Annotated in this window: 6 protein-coding genes; all 6 read right to left on the reverse strand. The window is 74.1% G+C overall.

Going from position 1 to position 16,451, the window contains the following annotated elements; genetic code table 11:
* Positions 1-20: 20 nt before the first annotated feature.
* Positions 21-824, reverse strand: coding sequence for an SGNH/GDSL hydrolase family protein (locus ACFQGL_RS12625; RefSeq protein WP_377510371.1), 804 nt, complete (start codon positions 822-824; stop codon positions 21-23).
* Between the two features lie 198 nt (positions 825-1,022).
* Complete coding sequence (locus ACFQGL_RS12630) at positions 1,023-2,648, reverse strand: hypothetical protein (protein ID WP_377510374.1); 1,626 nt, start codon at positions 2,646-2,648, stop codon at positions 1,023-1,025.
* Positions 2,649-2,659: 11 nt separating this feature from the next.
* The gene (locus ACFQGL_RS12635; protein ID WP_377510377.1) at positions 2,660-7,972 is read right to left on the reverse strand and encodes a hypothetical protein; all 5,313 of its coding nucleotides are present in this window, start codon (positions 7,970-7,972) and stop codon (positions 2,660-2,662) included.
* A complete protein-coding gene (locus ACFQGL_RS12640) occupies positions 7,969-10,620 on the reverse strand; it encodes a hypothetical protein (RefSeq protein WP_377510380.1) in 2,652 nt (883 codons plus the stop codon). Before ACFQGL_RS12640 ends, ACFQGL_RS12635 begins: the two co-directional genes overlap by 4 nt.
* Positions 10,617-14,042, reverse strand: a complete 3,426-nt coding sequence (locus ACFQGL_RS12645) for a DUF6603 domain-containing protein (protein ID WP_377510383.1) — start codon at positions 14,040-14,042, stop codon at positions 10,617-10,619. The genes ACFQGL_RS12640 and ACFQGL_RS12645 overlap by 4 nt, the downstream gene beginning before the upstream one ends.
* Positions 14,039-16,438, reverse strand: a complete 2,400-nt coding sequence (locus ACFQGL_RS12650) for a DUF7800 domain-containing protein (RefSeq protein ID WP_377510386.1) — start codon at positions 16,436-16,438, stop codon at positions 14,039-14,041. The genes ACFQGL_RS12645 and ACFQGL_RS12650 overlap by 4 nt, the downstream gene beginning before the upstream one ends.
* Between the last annotated feature and the right edge of the window lie 13 nt (positions 16,439-16,451).

Consider the following 16,451-nt stretch of genomic DNA (forward strand, 5'->3'; position numbering starts at 1 on the left):
CGCCCCACGGGCGCCTGCCGTCAGCCCGCGACCGAGCGGAAGACCGGGTAGTAGCCGCCGGACTGACCCGCGGCGGTCGGGTGGTAGGAGATGCCGAGGTTGGTGAAGTTGAGGGCGTGCAGCCACTTCTCGCCGTAGCTGCACAGCTGATGGCCGACGAACTGCGACCGGACGTCGGCGAAGGCGAACCCGGCAGCCCCGGCGGCGCTGCGAATGATGTCGTCCACCAGGTTGATGGCTTCGTTGATCTTCGCCCGCGAGGTGGCGCTGAGCCCGACGCACGTCGTACCGAGCTGGTAGAACACCGGGTAGCCGACGACCACCACCCGCGCCGACGGCGCTCGGGTGCGGATGCCGTTGTAGACGCCGTTCAGCAGGTTCGCGAGGTCGGCGCGGGCCTTGTTCTCGGCGCCCTGTACGGCGGCCACGCATTCGGTGGTCCCGTAGAGCACGCAGGTCGTCATGATGTTGGCGAAGCCGACGTCGTTGCCGCCGACCGAGACGCTGACCAAGGTCGTGGTGGCGCTGAGTGCGCCGAGCTGCGAGCTGATCACGCTGGCGGTGGTGGCGCCCGAGCAGGCGACCGACCGGTACGACGCGGGGCGCACATTGGTGGCGTACAGCGCCGGGTAGGCGTTGGAGCTGCGCTGACACGAACCGCTCTCCGCGGTGTAGCTACCGGCGCCCACCCCGGAGGAGTAGGAGTCGCCGAGGGCGACGTAGTGGTCGCTGGGAGCGGCCTGGGCGGGCGCTGCCAGGGTGAAGGTGGCGCCCAGAGCCGTGACCAGGCTCAGGGCAAGGGTTGCCAGACGGGATCTCCGCACGTCGCGCTCCGGTGGTGGTAGGAGGTTCGGTGTGAGATAGGTATCACCAAACATCGATGATGAAAAGATCCTGTCGGCGCGTCCCGCCGCCGTGCCGGTCGGCGCCGGGAGGCGGCGGCCGTCCGACGAGGACCGATGACTGACGGCTACCGAAGAAATTCCTTCGGTGCCGGGTCAGATCAGCGCGATGGCGTACGGCTAGGCGGGCCGCTCGTGGGTGAGCTCGTCGTGGCGCAGGCCACTGGAGCTCTCCCCTCGACCGGGTCCGACGTGCCAGCCCGACCAGACCCGGATCGTGCCGTCGACCGCGCGGGCACGGCGCGGCACCAGCGTGACCCGGCGGCCGACCCGGGGCAGTTCGATGGCGTCGAGCCGGAAGCTCTGCTGGTCGCCCAGGAGTCGGCCGGCCGGCGCGGACGTCGCCGGCAGCGCCAGTACGCCCCCGGCTTCCGGCAGCAACGGCAGCCACGACTCCGGCACCGTGGTGGAGAGCCGATAGTGCAACGCGTTCTCCACGGTGGGCTCGTCGCCGGCGCGGGCCTGCCGGGCCGACTCGACCTCGCGGCGGTCGACGACGGTGCCGGTCGGCCCGGTCACCCGTAGCTCGACCGCCCAGGCGAGGTTGGCCATCTCGTCGCGGCTGAGGAGCACCTCCTCGCGAGAAGCGCCCTCCGTCACATCCACGATGGACGGTGCGAGGACCAGGCCGGCCGCGCCGTCGCTGTGGAACATCCGCCAGGCGCGACGCCCGCCGCCCGGGCCGTCGAAGTCGACCGCCGAGGGGACCGTGACGGTCTCGTCGAAGCAGGTGTCGACCTCGATCGTGACGACGCGGCAGAGCGAGCCGGCGGCCATCGACATCGGTACGGCGAAGAAGTCGTTGCCGTAGACGAGGGCGAACTCGGCCAGCAGCAGGCGTCCCAGGTCGTCCGGAGCGGCGTCGATCCGGCCGAGGTCGACGGCCGCGTCCTCGAACTCCCACCAGCGTGGGCGGGGCATGCCGGGGAAGCTGAGCCGGTTGGGCAGCACTCTGGTGGTCACGGGCGCCGAGGGTGCGTCCGCCGCCGCCATCGAGGTGGATCCGGCGCCGTCGAACGAGTGCCAGTCGATCCGGCCACCCCGGTGCTCCGGCGCGACCAGCGCGGTGGGCCCGGTGGAGGTGGATGCCGCGAGGCGGAACGGCGCGGCGAGACGGCCGGGCAGCCACGCCCCGCTGGTGGCAGCGAAGCGGGCGTCCCACCAGCGGGCGTACCGGCCGGCCGCGTCGCGTACCGCCGCCTGGTCGCCAACGTCGTACGCCGGGCCGGGCGGGGATTTCGGGGCCTGCGCGGACCCGATCGCCGTCCGTAGCGCCTCCCCGTCGAGCGCCCGCCCGGCGAGCAACCCGGACCAGCGCCGGCCGGCCTGGTCGCTGCGGTCCTCGGCGGCGGCGTCGAGCGGGGGCAGCGCGTAGTGGTCGCGGAGCGCGGACGCGTACCGCCCGGCCAGCGTGGCGCCGAGCAGCCGTAGCAGGTGCTGACCGGCGCGGGCGCGATCGCCGAGCCCGGGGGTCACCGGCACCGCGTCGACCCGGCTCTCGATCGGCTGGCCGGCCGGGAGTGTGGTGCCGTCACCGGCCGGCGTCTGCGTACCGGTCGTCCACCGGGTGATGGTGGAGTGCTCGGCGGTGAGCCGGACGAGCGTGGGTGAGCCGTTGTCCGATCCGGTGAGCTCGCCGCTCTGCCACTGCCTAGCAAGCATCCACAGTGGATCCGCGACGCGAGCCGCGATCGACGAAAGCTCCCCGTCGCGGGTACGCGGCTCCAGCCGTCGCCAGGTCGTCACCGATGGCATGGTCAGCCCTCGAATCTCGTGGAAACCGTGTCGCCGCCCGGGTCGCCGCCGATGTTGTGCGGAAGCAGGAGCGCGGGGAGCAGATGCCCGTACGCCGGGACGAGGTCGGGGTCGACGGCGCGGATCTGGGCCAGTGCGGCGGTCTCGGCCACCACGTCGCCGAGCGCGTCCCAGGTCCACCGGCGGCCCGGGTCCGGCGCGACGGCGAGCAGGATCGACTGGGGCGCGGTGGCGTCCGGGGTGTCCAGGTGGAACGCGATCGCCGTGTTCTCCTGGGTCGACGGGACGACCTCGACCCAGGCGTCCACCAGCAGTGCAGCCGCCGCGCTCTCGCGCCAGGTCGGGTCCGGGCCGCTGACGACCACCGAGACGCAGCCGGCCGGGATCCGTGGGCCGCCCGGGTCGGGGGCGAGCGCGACCCAGCGCGTCGCGGCCCCGGCCGGCAACTGCACGACGTCCCAACCGCCCGGGTCCCCGCCGGTCACCTCGCTGCCGAGCAGGAAGTCCTGCAACCGGGCCGCGCCGGCCCGTACCGTGGCGACGCCGTCGAGCCACCCGGCAACCTCGTCATCGGTCGCGCCGGACGGCGTGGCGACGGTGGGTACGCCCGGTTCGAAGAGTGGCAGCACCCGGAAGCCCTCACCGAACAGGCTCTCCACCGCGGCCGGCCCGTCCCCCTCGGCAGTGGCCCTGGTCGACGCGGCGAGGCGCTCGACGGCCTGGATGTGCGCCGCCCGGGCCCGTACGGCCAGGTCGGCGCGATCCGCCTCGACGTCGGCGGAGGCGGGTGGCGCGGCGGCGTCCGCGATGCCGAAGCCGCTGAGCCGGTCGAGCACGTCGAGCAGCCCGTCCGCCGGCATCGTCGGCAGGCGCACGGCGTTGGCGGCGGCGGTCACGTCCCGGTACGCCGGGAGGTCCAGCAGGTTGGTCAGCCCACCGGTGTCCATCCCGGGATAGAGGGCGTCCACGGTGGCGCGCTGATCGGCGTCGAGCGTGAAGTACGGGCGCAGGTCGTTCACCGCCGCGGTGAGGCTCGCCCGGGCGGTGCTGGCCCGCGCGGCGAGGTCGGCGTCGTCCCGTGCGGGGTCCTGGGCGGTGCCGGCGCGCAGGTCGCCGGCGTGTGCCGCGCGAGCGCCCATGATGAGGTTGCGACCACTCTCGGCGAGCGTGAGCAGCTCCGGAACACTCAGCCGGTCGACGTCCCAGTCCTCGGCGGGTTCGGTGACCAGCGTGAGGTCCGTGGTTCCGAGGCTGGCCTGGGCGTGCCGCAGCAGCCGTCGGCCGAGGTTCGTCTGGGCGAGGCTGGCCACGCCCGGTGCGGACGCGGCGAGTACGTCCCAGGGTGACAGCCCGACCTCGGCGAGGCTGAACTCCTCGGGTTCGCCTCCGGCCGACGCCACCCGGAAGAACACCCGGGCCGGATCGCCGAGCGTCAGCGCGGCCCAGGCGTTGAGTCGGGGTTCGGCGCTCGCGCGGGCGTGCCGGGCGCGCTGGGCCACGGTGGCCGGCCAGGCCGCCAGGGCGGATGCCGCCACCTTGCTGCCCGGGTCCGGCGCGACCACCAGCAGACGGTGGGTGACACCGGTGCCCTGTCGCGGGGTACGCAGCACGTCGGGGTCGTCCGACGCGGGGACCTCGCCACGGGTGAGGGCGTCGAGCGTGCCGGCCGCCCGGATCGGGTTGCGCTGGAGCAGCTGGTGCACGCCCTCGGCGACACCGATGTCGGCGATCGCGTCGGCGACGTCGGCGACCCGCTCGATGGCCGCGTCGATGGCCCGTTGGTCGGCGCTGCCCGGTGTGGGAAGTGCCTGCTGCTGGCCGGGTGGGGTGGTCCCCCACGGCAGGCCCGCCCCCTCGGCCAGGGCGAGCAGGGCCAGCCCGTCGGTGGTGACCATCGCCGCCACGGTGGACACGTCGACGCCCTCCGGCGCCGGGGTGAGCAGCCCCACGTCGAGCGGGACGAGCTGCCGTACGGCGGTCAGGTAGCGGGCCGCTCCGGCATCGGAGAGCGCGCGTTCGAAGCGGTAGCCGAGCGCGGCGCCGAGCGACTGGCCCTGGCGCAGCGCGCCGAGCACGTCCAGCGCCGCGCGTACCCGGCCGGAGGAGAGGTCGACGGCCAGTTCGCCGCCGGGGTGGGTCAGGTGCCCCGAGCGGAGCACGGCGGCGGTGGCGGCGTGGGTCATCGAGGGCGCGTGCACGTACCCGGTGGACGGTGACCCGGTGGCCGGCCGCAGGTCGCGGACGAAACCGTACCCGCCGGTGTGCGCGCCGGTCCGCCTGGTCCCGCGCAGCTGGCCCAGCCGCTCGGTGGCGACCGCCGTGATCCACGCGTCGAGCCGGTGGGTGGCCAGGTCCAGGGCCCCGCCGGTGAGCCGGGCGAGTTCGCCGGCGGGAATCTCGGCGAGCCGACCCAGGGCGGAGAGCGTCTCGGCCAGCGGTCGCACCTGCGGTGGCGGGTTCGCGTCCCGGGCCGCCTTGTACAGCACCTCGGCCAGCGGCCTGCCCTGGTAGGTGGCCGTGGAGAGGTGCCGCCAGGAGGTCAGCGTGCGGGTCACCACCGGGTCGGGCTTGGTCAGGTCGACGAGGTCGACGAGTTCCGGCTCGGGCAGCGGTGGCGGGTCCGCCGTCGGCACCGGCACCATTGCGAACGCGGCGTCCGCGTACGCCTGTAGGAGGCTGTGCCGGACCAGCCGGGCCAGCAGCGGCTCGTCCGCGCCGATCCAGTTGTCGTGCAGCTCGGCCGGGGTCGCGTCGAGCATCTCGCGCAGCCACGGCAACGGCCGGTCCCGGTCCGGTCCGGCGGCGGTGCCCGTCAGGTCCTGCCCCGGCTTCGGCGGCTCGACCGGACTGGCCACGTCGGTGTAGCCACCACGGCCGAGCCGTACCGGACGACCGGGGGTGATGCCGAGATCGTCGAGCAGGGCCGCGACGACGGCAGCGGCCGAGCCGGTCGGCTGCCCTCGGCCGAGCACCCGGGCGGTGCTCTCCAGGACCGCGGCGCCCACGAACGGTCGTGCCTCGAACGTCTGCGACACCGCGTCGGTGGCGAGCAGGTCGAGCAGCGTCCGGTCCGGGTCGCGGTCGCCGTCGTGCACGTGGGCGGCCCCGGCCGACGCCTCGCGCCACCGCTCGGCGAGCCGGCGCAGCAGGTTGACCTGGCGGCTCGGGGTGCCCAGGCCGCTGGTGGATTCACGGAACGGGGTCCACGGCACCGCGACGAGCGCCGCACCCCGCAGGTCGGCGGGTGGCTGGCCGAGGTTGGCGTACCAGCCGGCCGGCCAGGTGAACACGCCGTCGGTCGGGGTGACGCCGACGGTGTAGCCCGCCGTGACGGTGCCGTCCGGGTAGGTGCGGTACGCCGCCAGCAACGCCTCGGGCGCACCGTCGCCGTCGACGTCGGTGACGGTCAACGCGGTCCCGACCGACCCGATGCCGGTGGCGGAGGCGGGCCCGACGGGCAAGGGTCCGGACCATCCGGCGACCTGACCGTCGGCGTCGAGCCCGTGGCCGACGTGCCAGCGGGCCAGGGGTGTGTCCGGCGCGGCGGCGGTCTCCTCGGTGACCACCACCAGGTCGTAGCGGTCCTTGCTGGGCAGCAGGGCGGCCGAGGTGACCCGCTCGGTGGCGGTCAGCCGTGCGGTGATGTCCACCAACGCCGACCAGGCCCGCACGGTCGAGCCGTTGAAGCCACTTCCCACCAGGACGGCGGTCTGGGGGCGCAGCTTCGGTCGGGTCGGCTCGAACTGCAGCACGAACGCCACGTCCCGTCGGCCCACCGCGACGGCGAGCCCCTGCAGTCGGCGGGCGGGGAAGCCGCCGGGCACCGGGCCGATCCGCAGCGCGGCGGGCCCGGTGGGTCCGCCGTCGTCCAGACCGATCCGTAGGCAGGTGATGCCGCCGGTGGCCGGGTCGGCGTCACCGGCGTACGCGATGACGATCCGCGTCCGCTCGCCGGAGGTGCTCGGGTCGGTGGCGGCCGCGACCAGCCGGGCCGCCGCTGGACTGGGCAGCGCGAAGACGCGAGGTTCGAGGAACGTCCAGACCGCCTGGTCGGTCAGCCCACCGAAGACCCGGAGCCGGGTGGCGGTGCCCTTCCTCGCCGGTACGAGTTCGACACTGACCAGCCCGGCGGTCCGCCCGGGACGCCAGCGATCCAGCGATGTCACCGGAAGTACGCCGTACGGCTGACGCCCGACCCGCAGCACCGGCAGCGGCCCGCCGGCCCGGACGCTGTCGATGATCCACCGCCGCCAGGCCGGCCCCTCCTGGTCGAACTCGTCGAGTCGGAGCAGCTGGGTCAGGTAGTAGCCCCAGGTACCGGGCCAGAGCAGGGTGGCCAGGTCGACTTCGAGCGCGGCCCGGCGCTGGGCGGCACCGGGGAGGTCGTCGAACGTGGCGATCGGTACGCCGAGTGCGGACGCGAGCCGGTCGGCGTCCCCGCCGTCGCCGGCGACCGGGCCCGCTGCCGGCGTGAACGGGTCGGCGAACGGTGCCCCCACGTACGCCGAGCGGGCCTGCTCGTCGTTGTTGGTCGGCGCGCCGTGCGCGACCAGGTCGAGGCCGTCGCCCAGGCCGTACCGGTGGGCTCGCAGGAGGTCGGCGAGCCCGGCGTCGGGCGGCTCGGTGGCCCGGACACCGACGACGGTCAGCAGGTCGACCGGGTCGCGGTCGGGCAGGTCGAGCACCAGACCCATGCCGGCGTCGAGCGCCGCACCGAAGTCGGTCATCCACCGCATGCCGTCGTCGATCAGGCCGCCGCCGGTGTCGGCCGGGTCCGGGCCGGCCGGCAGGGGGCGGCGGATGAGGCTGCCGGTGGCGGTGGCGATGCGGACGCCGCCGCGCCACGCCTCGGCCCGCCAGCAGTCCGGCAGCAGCTCGGCGCGTACGGCTCGGGTCCACCGGCCGGCGCGGGTGGCGTGGCCCGGGAACAGCGGCTCCGGATCCGTGCGCGGGTTGACCGGGGTGAGCGCACGGCTGATCCAGGCGGCCCGCTCCGGTCCCACCGAGGTGACCAGCAGCGTCCAGGCCCGCTGCCGGTCCGGCTGCTCCGCGGCCGTCCAGCAGGCACGCCAGTACGCCCGACCGGCCTCGGCCTCCGCGTCGGTGAGCTCGGGCTCGTGCGCGTCCAGGTGGATGTCGTCGGGATATACCCGGATCCGCAGCCGGGTGGAGGCCGGGTCGGTGTCGTACCGGGTCTCCAACCGCACCGGCAGCAGCACCAGCGGTACGCCCTGGTCCAGGTCGCCGATCGTGGCGGCGAGCACGGCGGCGCGCTGCGGTTGCCGCAGGGCCACGAGTTCGTCGTACGTGGTCACGGGGTGTCTTCCTCCGCAAGCAGGTCAGAGGCGTGGATACACACCCGGTACGGCTTCTGCTCGCACCACTGCGCGAGGTCGGCGGAGGTGGCCTGCGGCCCCCAGCCGGGCAGGACGAGATCGGAGAGCGGGCCGGCGAGGTCGACATGCCCGGACGGGCTGACCGCGACGGCCGGCCAGGACAGGTCCGGTGCGCCCTGGCCGGGGACGTTCTCCGAACGGGTCGCGTCCAGGCCGAAGCGGGTCTGTGTGCGCGGCTGCTGGAAGACGAAGAACCAGCCGGGCCGTCCGGCGGCCGGATCGGCGTCGCCGCGTACGTCGTCGGGCAGGTCGAAGCCGACGTACGCGATGTCCGGCGGGATCAGGCCGCCGAAGGCCGGGTACCGCTCGGGGTGGGCGGGGTCGTCGAGGGGCAGCGCGGCCGGCACGGCGACCGGACGGCGACGGCCGTCGACCCACTCGGCCCGCACCGCGTAGACCTGGGTACGCGGGTACCGGCGCAGCAGCTCACCCCGCACGATGAGCACCACCTGCGACGGGTCGCCGGTCTGGTGCGTACCGAGGTCGCCGGTCCAGTGCTCGTCGATGGCGGGGATGTCGTCGGTGGCCCCGGCCAGCGAGCCGTTGCGGTCCCAGAACCGGTGCAGGGGCGTACCACGCTGGTCGGTCGGGTACCCGCGCCAGAGCAGCTCGCGCATCACCTCGTGGTTGGCGCCGACCATCAGCGCCTCGACGAAGCGGCGGTTGACCGGCACGGCGCCGACCGCCTCGGCCGGCAGCGCGGCGATGCCGGGCAGGAGCAGGTCGGGCGAGAGCGCGATCAGGTCGCGGCTGAGCGGGGTGTCGATCCGGGGGGTCGCCATGATCGGCGTGAGCGGGTCGGCCGGTGACCAGCCGGGCGGGCCGGTGACGCGGGCGCCGATCCGGGCCGGCACGGTGGTGTGCGGATCGGTGGCGGCGAGGATCGCCGTCCGCGCGGTGGCCAGTGGGACCGGTCCGCCGGCCGGTGGCGGCGGCGTGCACGGCGGCTTGGCCCGGTGTACGGCGGCCAGCGCGCCGACCAGGTCCCGCCACTGCGCGGCGTTCGCTGGCGGCTGCGGCCTGCCGGCGTACTCCTGAAGGGTCTTGGGGGTGATCGTGCACCAGTCGGGGAAGCCGTCCGGGGTCTGCACGTCGATGGTCACGATCCCGTCCGGACGGCCCCGGGGCGGCACCACGGGCGTGCCCGCGTCGACCGCGGCCAGCAGGTCGGCGGCGGTCCGTCCGGTACGCCGGGCGAGCGGGCCACGCGGCCGCAGGGCCCGCCGGAACGCGCCGGAGGCCAACTGTCGCGGCACCCAGCTGACCGCGACCCGGTGGGCGAGCGTGCCGCCGCTCGCCGGCTCGCGCAGACGGGCCAGCATCGGGCCGGCGAGCTGGACGAGCGTGGCCGCGTCGAGGGTGGCGAGGCGGGCGTGTACGGCGGTGCCGGCGGCACGGGCCAGTTGCCCCTGCCGCAGCAGCGCGTTGGCCGCCTCGACCTCGCCGAGTTGGGCCCAGGCCGCGCCCATCAGCGCCTCCTGGTGCTCCTGCACGAGGCGGGTGCCGAGGGCGGCGGCGCTGCGGTAGCGGGGATCCAGGTTGAGCCGCCGCAGCCAGGTTCTGGCCGTCCCGGCGAGGGTCGGGTCGGCGGCGTGCCGGCCGCCGTACAGGGGCGGCGGCACCGGCAGCTCGGCCGCGGCCTCCGTGCCGTCGACGAGCGCGGTGAGCCCGGCGGTGAAGTCGGTGCCGGGCAGCGGGTCGGGGCAGCTGCCGAGTGCGCCGGGAAAGCGCCAGTCCGTCAGGGCGGGCAGGCCCGCATGGGCGTCCACGGTGGCCGGTTGACCGACCGCGGTGTCCGCGCCGAGGCGCACCCGTCGCAGGCGCGTGGCGAGTGCCTCGAAGTCGCCGTCGTCGCCGGTGGTGAACGTCCAGGAGTGGTAGACGGGCAGGTCGACCGGGCCGGCGACCGAGATGTCCCAGGCCGGGAGCATGGTGTCGTCGTCGGGCAGCGGCAGCCCGAGCCCGCTGAGCCGCCCGGGCTCGAAGGCGGGCACCACGGCCGCGAGGTACGTCGTGCGGGACACCAGCAGCCGGGGGCACATCAGCCGCGCGACGCCGGTCGGCTGCGCCGCTGCCGGGAGCCCGGCCACGTTCGGCACCTCGGCGTGCGCCCACGCGTACGACTGGGCCAGGTCGGGCAGTTCGGTGCTGGCGTCGTCGACGTGCAGCACCGGCAACCGGTCGGCGGCGCCGGGCGTCAGCGCGTTCGTCTCGGCCGGCACGACCACCAGCACGAGGAACGGGCGCAGCCGGTCCTGGTTGGGTGCGGCCGGAGTGAACATCCAGGGCAGGTCGGCACTGGGCAGCTCGGCGACGCAGAAGTAGTTCGGCTCCACCTCGATCGCGCCGTCGGTCGGCTGCGTGCCGGTGACCAGACCGGGATCGATGGCGGTGACGTCGCCCGGACCCATCAGCCGGATGTCGACCGACTGGCTGTCGCCGGTGTCCGCCTCGGCCGTCACCTGGAACGTCGTACGGGCCGGCAGCGCCCCGGACAGCGGGTCCGGGTTGGTCACGGTGGCGACCAGTCCGGCGCGTACCCAGGGCAGGTAGGTGGGACGGCTCATGCTGCTGCCACCTCGTGGGCTCCGACGACCTGCCGGTCCGACCGGCCCGCCTGTGCCTCGTACGCCTCGATCCACGACGGATGCTCGGTACCGTCGGCGGCCAGCGTCGCGGTGTCGGCCACCCGGAACGCCGGCGGCGCGACGCGGACCGCCAGGTCGGGGCCGGCGTACCCGGGGGCACCCCGGGCCTCCGCCGCGACCAGCACCGCTTCGGCACGGGCGGGCACCCGGTAGCCGGCGGCCGGCCGGGACAGCTCGTCGTCGTCGATCACCCGCGTCTCGTAGTCGGCCTCGGCACCCTCGCGTGCGGTGCCGAAGCTGACCCCGACGCCGCCGATTCCGGTGTTGCCGCTGGGCAGCCGCTCGAACGAGGGGCGGGAGAGCTTCTCGTCGTCGGTGAGCGTGAAGAGGTCGCCCGGCGCCCAGGCGTCCCGGATCTCCTCGCCACCGGTGGCCGGTTCGCCGCCCAGCCGGTACCCGAGCGTGTACCCGCGCGGTCCGCCGTCGATCGGCGCCCCACCGAACCGCTCGATGCGGACGCCGAGCGGGACCGCCCGCTGGCGTACCGTCAGCTCGCCGCGCGGATGGGCGAGCAGCTCCTCGCTGCCGCCGACGTCGCGCACCGCGACACCGGTCACCTCGCGGGGTGGCTGGGCACTCCAGGCCCCCAGGCGGGCCACCTCGGCCAGCAACGCGGCGAGCGGGTCGACCGCCGCGAGGACGGCGGCCACCGCCTCGCCGCCGACCGTCACGTCGAACGGGATCCGGTGGGTGCCGAGGAAGTGCACCTCGGCGTACCCGACCGCGCGCAGTGGCTCCGGCCCGTAGAGGGTGAGCAGGACGTCCGCGCCGATGAACGGTGCGCCGTTGCGGGCGATGACGATGCCACCGGAGATGTCCACGATGAACTCGAACGGCACGAACGTGATCAACGCGTCGAAGCCGAAGTACGCGTCCGCGCTGAACAGTCCCAGCGCGCCGGCGTCGAGTTCGGCGTGCGCGCCGAGCCGCGCGCCGATCTGGATCGTGTTCGAGGTCAACGCGAGGTAGGTCTCCAGGCGGACGCTCGGGTTCTCTCCGGAGGCGAGCGCGATGGTGAGCCGCTTGAGGTCCGGCAGGCCGGGCGGACGCTCGAATCGGGGGTTGAGGCCGCCGACCGAGACGACGAACGCGGGCGTCGCGCCCCAGCCGACCCGTACCGCCATGTCGCCGCTGATGTCGAAGACGGCCACCCGGGAGTCGTGCAGGCTGGCGTCGATCGACAGCTCACCACGGCCGAGGTCGATGATGCCGACGATGTCGAGGTTGAGCTCGACGACGGCGGCGTCGGCGGCCGGCAGCACCACGCTGACCCGGCCGATCAGCGCGATCCGCAGCGGCATCGGCACCTCGATGATCACGCCGAGGTCGACCGTGACCAGGCGCGGGCTCCCCCAGCCGATCCGCGCCATCAGCCCGATCACGAAGCGCCCCGGTGCGACCGGGAAGACCGCCTCCACATCGCTGATCACCTTGGTCGCGCGGGCCACCGGGTCGACCGGAAACAGGATCGAGTCGAGTACGCCGCTGCGCGCGCCGTCGCGCAACGCCTGCACGTTCATCGTGCGGTTGAGGCCGAGCAGGCCACCCAGCCCGGACAGGTTGAAGCCGAATCCGAGCTGGATCGGGGGGAACGTGGCGGTGATGATGACCAGCAGGCTGAAGCCCGGGGACCCGTCCGGCAGCTTGGTGGTGACCAGCCCGATCGCGGTGACCGTGACGATGTCGCCGATCTTCAGCTGGAGGATGCCGGCGTAACGACCGTTGTCCGGGTCGTTGAGCACGTACCCCCCGCCGATGACCACCGACGCGTCGATGACCATGCCGGCACCGCGCGGCGGCACGAAGCGGGGGCTGATGTCGAACGGGCCGACGTTGCCGCCACCGGGCGGGAGCGCCACCTGAGCGCCGAGCCCCATCCGCTCCACGGTGGCCGCGATCGGGCCGAGCTTGAGCGCCGCGGTCGCCGCCACGGTGAGGCCGAACCCGTCGTCGTCGGCGGCCAGCCGCAGGTGCACCAGGTCGATGGTCAGCACCCCGAGCAGGCTCACGTGCAGCGGAAACTCCGCCTCCAGGCTGGCCGCGCCACTGAAGTAGAGCCCGCGCCGGGTGGACCAGCCGATGCCCAGGTCGAAGTCGAAGCCGATCCCGTCGGCCGGCAGCACCTTGCCGAGGAAGCCGTCGCCCTCGCCGGGCGCCAGTCGGAAGCGGGCGTCCTGGACGCCGGCGCGTAGGTCGAGGTCGAGGCCGGGGTCGTCGCGGCGGCCGAAACGCGCCTCGGCGCCCGCGGTCACGCCGCCGATGGTGAGCCCCAGGGTGTCGGCGCCGAGGACGATGGCAGGCGTGCCGGCGGCGTCCGCGACCGTGGTGAAATCGACCCGCACGTGCACACCCTCGGTGCTGTCCGCGTGCACGGCCGGCGGGCCGCCCTGGGCGAAGAAGACGCTGCCGATGCCGGCCGTTACGTGCAGATCCAGCCGCGAGCCGGGCAGCGGGAGGGTGACCTCTAGTCCCCCGCCCGGTTCGACCGCCAGGCCCGGTCCGGCGTCCCCGGCCGGGCTCAGGCCGCCAGCCGGCACCAGCTCCAGCAGCAGCGACACCCACGGTCGTACGTCCTGGTCGTCGCCACCCACCGGGAGCGGCAGCAGGAAGGCGGCGCGGCGCAGCACCGGGTCGCCGGGCAGCGCGGGCACCGCGTCCGCGCCGAGGCTGCCGACGCCGCCGGCCGCGACGACCAGCTCCCGGATCGGCGCGAAGAGGGTCCGCAGCAGCTGCTCGGCGTCCTCGTTCGAGGCCATCTGGATGATGCCCAGCCGGGTGCGAAGGTGCCCCACCGGATCGCTGAGCAGCGCCGCGAACGCCTCCAGCACCAGCACCGGCCGTTCCACCGCCGCGCGCTGCAGCAGCGGATCGGGCCCGGCCGTCGCCACGGCCGTCGCCACCCGCCGGTCGATGATCCCGAGCAGTGACAGGACGCTGTACGCCGCCGGTGACCGGGTGCCGATCCAGGTCAGCACGAGGTGTTGCAGCACGTCGGCGGCCAGTTCGCCGAGCACCTCGGCCGATGCGGCCGGATCGCCGGCGGCCGAGCCGAGGGCTTCGGCGAAGTCGGCCACCGCGACGACCGTCCCGCCGAGCGACGCGAGGCTCTGCACGAGGGCCGGCAGGTCGTCGAAGGACAGGTCCTCGCCGAGGTTCTCCAGGGTGTCCAGCAGCGCCTGCACGGCCGCGCCGGCGTCGTCCAGGTCGACGGTGCGCGCGGTCCAGCCGAACTGGGCGAGGAACCAGCCGAACGCGGCGTCGTCGCGTACCGCCTCGGCGAGCGGGGAGACGAGATCGAGCAGGGTGTCGACGATGTCGTCGAGGGCGTTGCGCTCGGTCACGGTGTCACCGTCGGCAGCTTGAACACGGTCGGCCGGTCCGCGGCGGTCGGTACGGTCAGCGGCGCGACGTGCTCGGTGTACGCGGCCGGCGCGGTGTCGGTGTTGATGGTCTGCGCCGGGACGTACCAGTGCAGCCGGTGGACGACCTGCAGGTTGCCCTGCGTCATCCGGAGCCGGATCTGACCGATGTTGGGCTCGCCCACCACGGTCACCGCCAGGTCCTGCATGAACTGCCGGCTGGTCTGCGGCACGCTCGATCCCGGGGTCACCCCGAGGTCGGTCAGGCGCTGCGCGGTGGTCCGGGTGTCGCTCAGGTACGTGGTGCGGTAGGCCCAGTCGTCCGGTCGACCCAACGCGACGATCTGCGCGACCTCGGCGGTGGCGGCGTCGGTGAACCACGGACCGGCCGGGATCACCGGCGGGGTGGTCAGCCGGTCCTCGACGATGAGCCGGAAGTAGATGTCCCGCAGCACCTTGTCGCGGGGGTTCGCCTCGGTCATCGCCCGCAGGCCGGCCCGCAGCTTGGCACCCCCGTCGGTGGTGATCGGCGTGCTGAAGCCGAGCCAGCCCCGATTGACCATCGTGAGGTAGCCGGCTGTCTGGATCGCCCGAGTCAGCTCGTCCGCGTTCTTGGCGGCGCTCGCGCACAACTGCACGAAACGGGACGGGGTCTGCGGGGCGGGGCCGAAGTACGCGGTGTGGTTGGTGTACCCGTAGTGCACGTCACCGGAGAGCAGCACCACCCGGCCGAACGCCCCGAGCCGCCGCAGGAACGCCTCGAACAGCGGACGGTTGACGCCCCACGCCTCGCTGTCGGCCTCACGGACGCCTTCGGCGGAGGTGACCATCGGTTGCAGCGCCTCCTCCACGAGCGGATGGCCCACGACCGGCGCGGGGGCGATGACGAACACCAGCGTGGACGGATCGGTCGGCTTGTTCGCGGTCAACTGGCGGGTCATCTCGGCCTCGGTCAGCAGCCCCACCTTGTTCGGCCCGCCGGTCGTGAAGTCGCGGTGCGTACGGGTGTCGAGCCCGATGATCCGGTGCTGCGGGCCGTCCAGGGTCCAGTCCCACTGCACCCGCTGTGCGGCCGGCGACGGGCCGGTCGGTGCGATGTCGAGCAGCACGTCCGCCGCGGCCGGCGTGACCGCCAGCGGCGTACGCAACTGGCCGGTGGGCACGGTGATCAGGTCGAGCAGCGCCTTGCCGACCCCGGCCTCGAAGCGGGTCGGCAGGTTGCCCCAGGCCTGGAAGAGCGCCTGGGCGAGCAGGCCGTTGCGGACGACCTGGTGCGTACCGGGGTCGGTGCGGGAGTCCTGTACCCAACCGCTGTCGATGTTCCAGTCGTCACTGATCTCGTGGTCGTCGAACATCATCATGGTCGGCACGTTGGCAAGTACGCGGCGCACCCGCCGGACCGTCTTGGCGAAGGAGAGCACCTCGCCCCGGTGGGTGAGGGCGCGGGCCCGCGCCACGTCGTCGGCCTTGGTCCAGTCCGGGCTCTGCCTGGCCGGGTAGATCGTCGCGGGGTCCAGCGGATCGAGTCGCGGAACGCCGCCGCCGTCGCGCGCCCACAGCTCGTCCGACCAGACCAGCACGTACATCGCGCAGAACTCGGCGAAGTACATCAGGTGGTTCTCCATGGCGCCGCTGGAGAGTTTCGTGTTCGCCTCCAGGTAGCGGCGGCGGGACGGGCCCGGCCGTACCGCCGGGTCGGTCATCACGGCGTTGCCGGCGAACCGTTCCTTGACCGTCTCGCCGAGCAGCAGCCCGCCCACGTCGATGAGCACGGGTAGCAGGCTGACCGCCACGTCGTCGGCGTAGATCTGGTCGCCGGTCAGCAGCAACTGGTGCGGACGGCGGCGGGCGTCCTCGACGGTGTTGGCGATGGCCTGGTTGCCGTGTGCGGCGTTGACCAGACTGTCGATGATGGCCGTCGCGTCCGGGCCACCACCGTGCGGCTTGCGGCAGGATGCGTGCAGCAGATGCAGGTACTGCAGGCCGGTGGGGAGCGCGAAGCTGGGCAGCGCGCCGTCGCGGTAGCCGAGCGGTCGCGGCCCGGTGAGCAGCCCGGGTTGGTCCGCCAGGGTCTTCGCCGGACCGGCCGGGAGCGTGGGTGTCATCCGCACGTCGTAGGCGTAGACCACGTCGGGTGTGAGCGGACTCGCGTCGGGTAGGACGACCGTCGCCACGATGGCGTGCAGCAGTGCGCCGATCGTACGGGTCGAGGTGGCCGGACTCGCCGCGACCTGCTGCCCACCGGTGCTCAGCAGGATCTCCACCGTGCAGGGCGCCGAGGTGACGACGAAGACGCTGACCCGGGTCGGCGTGACGCGCCGCAGCACCGGCCCGCAGATCAGCAGGGGCCATTCCGCGAGAGGTCGGAAGAGGCTCACGGCCCGACGTCAC

Origin of the sequence: Micromonospora vulcania, assembly GCF_042658605.1 — a bacterium.
In the GTDB taxonomy this organism is placed as follows: Bacteria; Actinomycetota; Actinomycetes; order Mycobacteriales; family Micromonosporaceae; genus Micromonospora; species Micromonospora vulcania.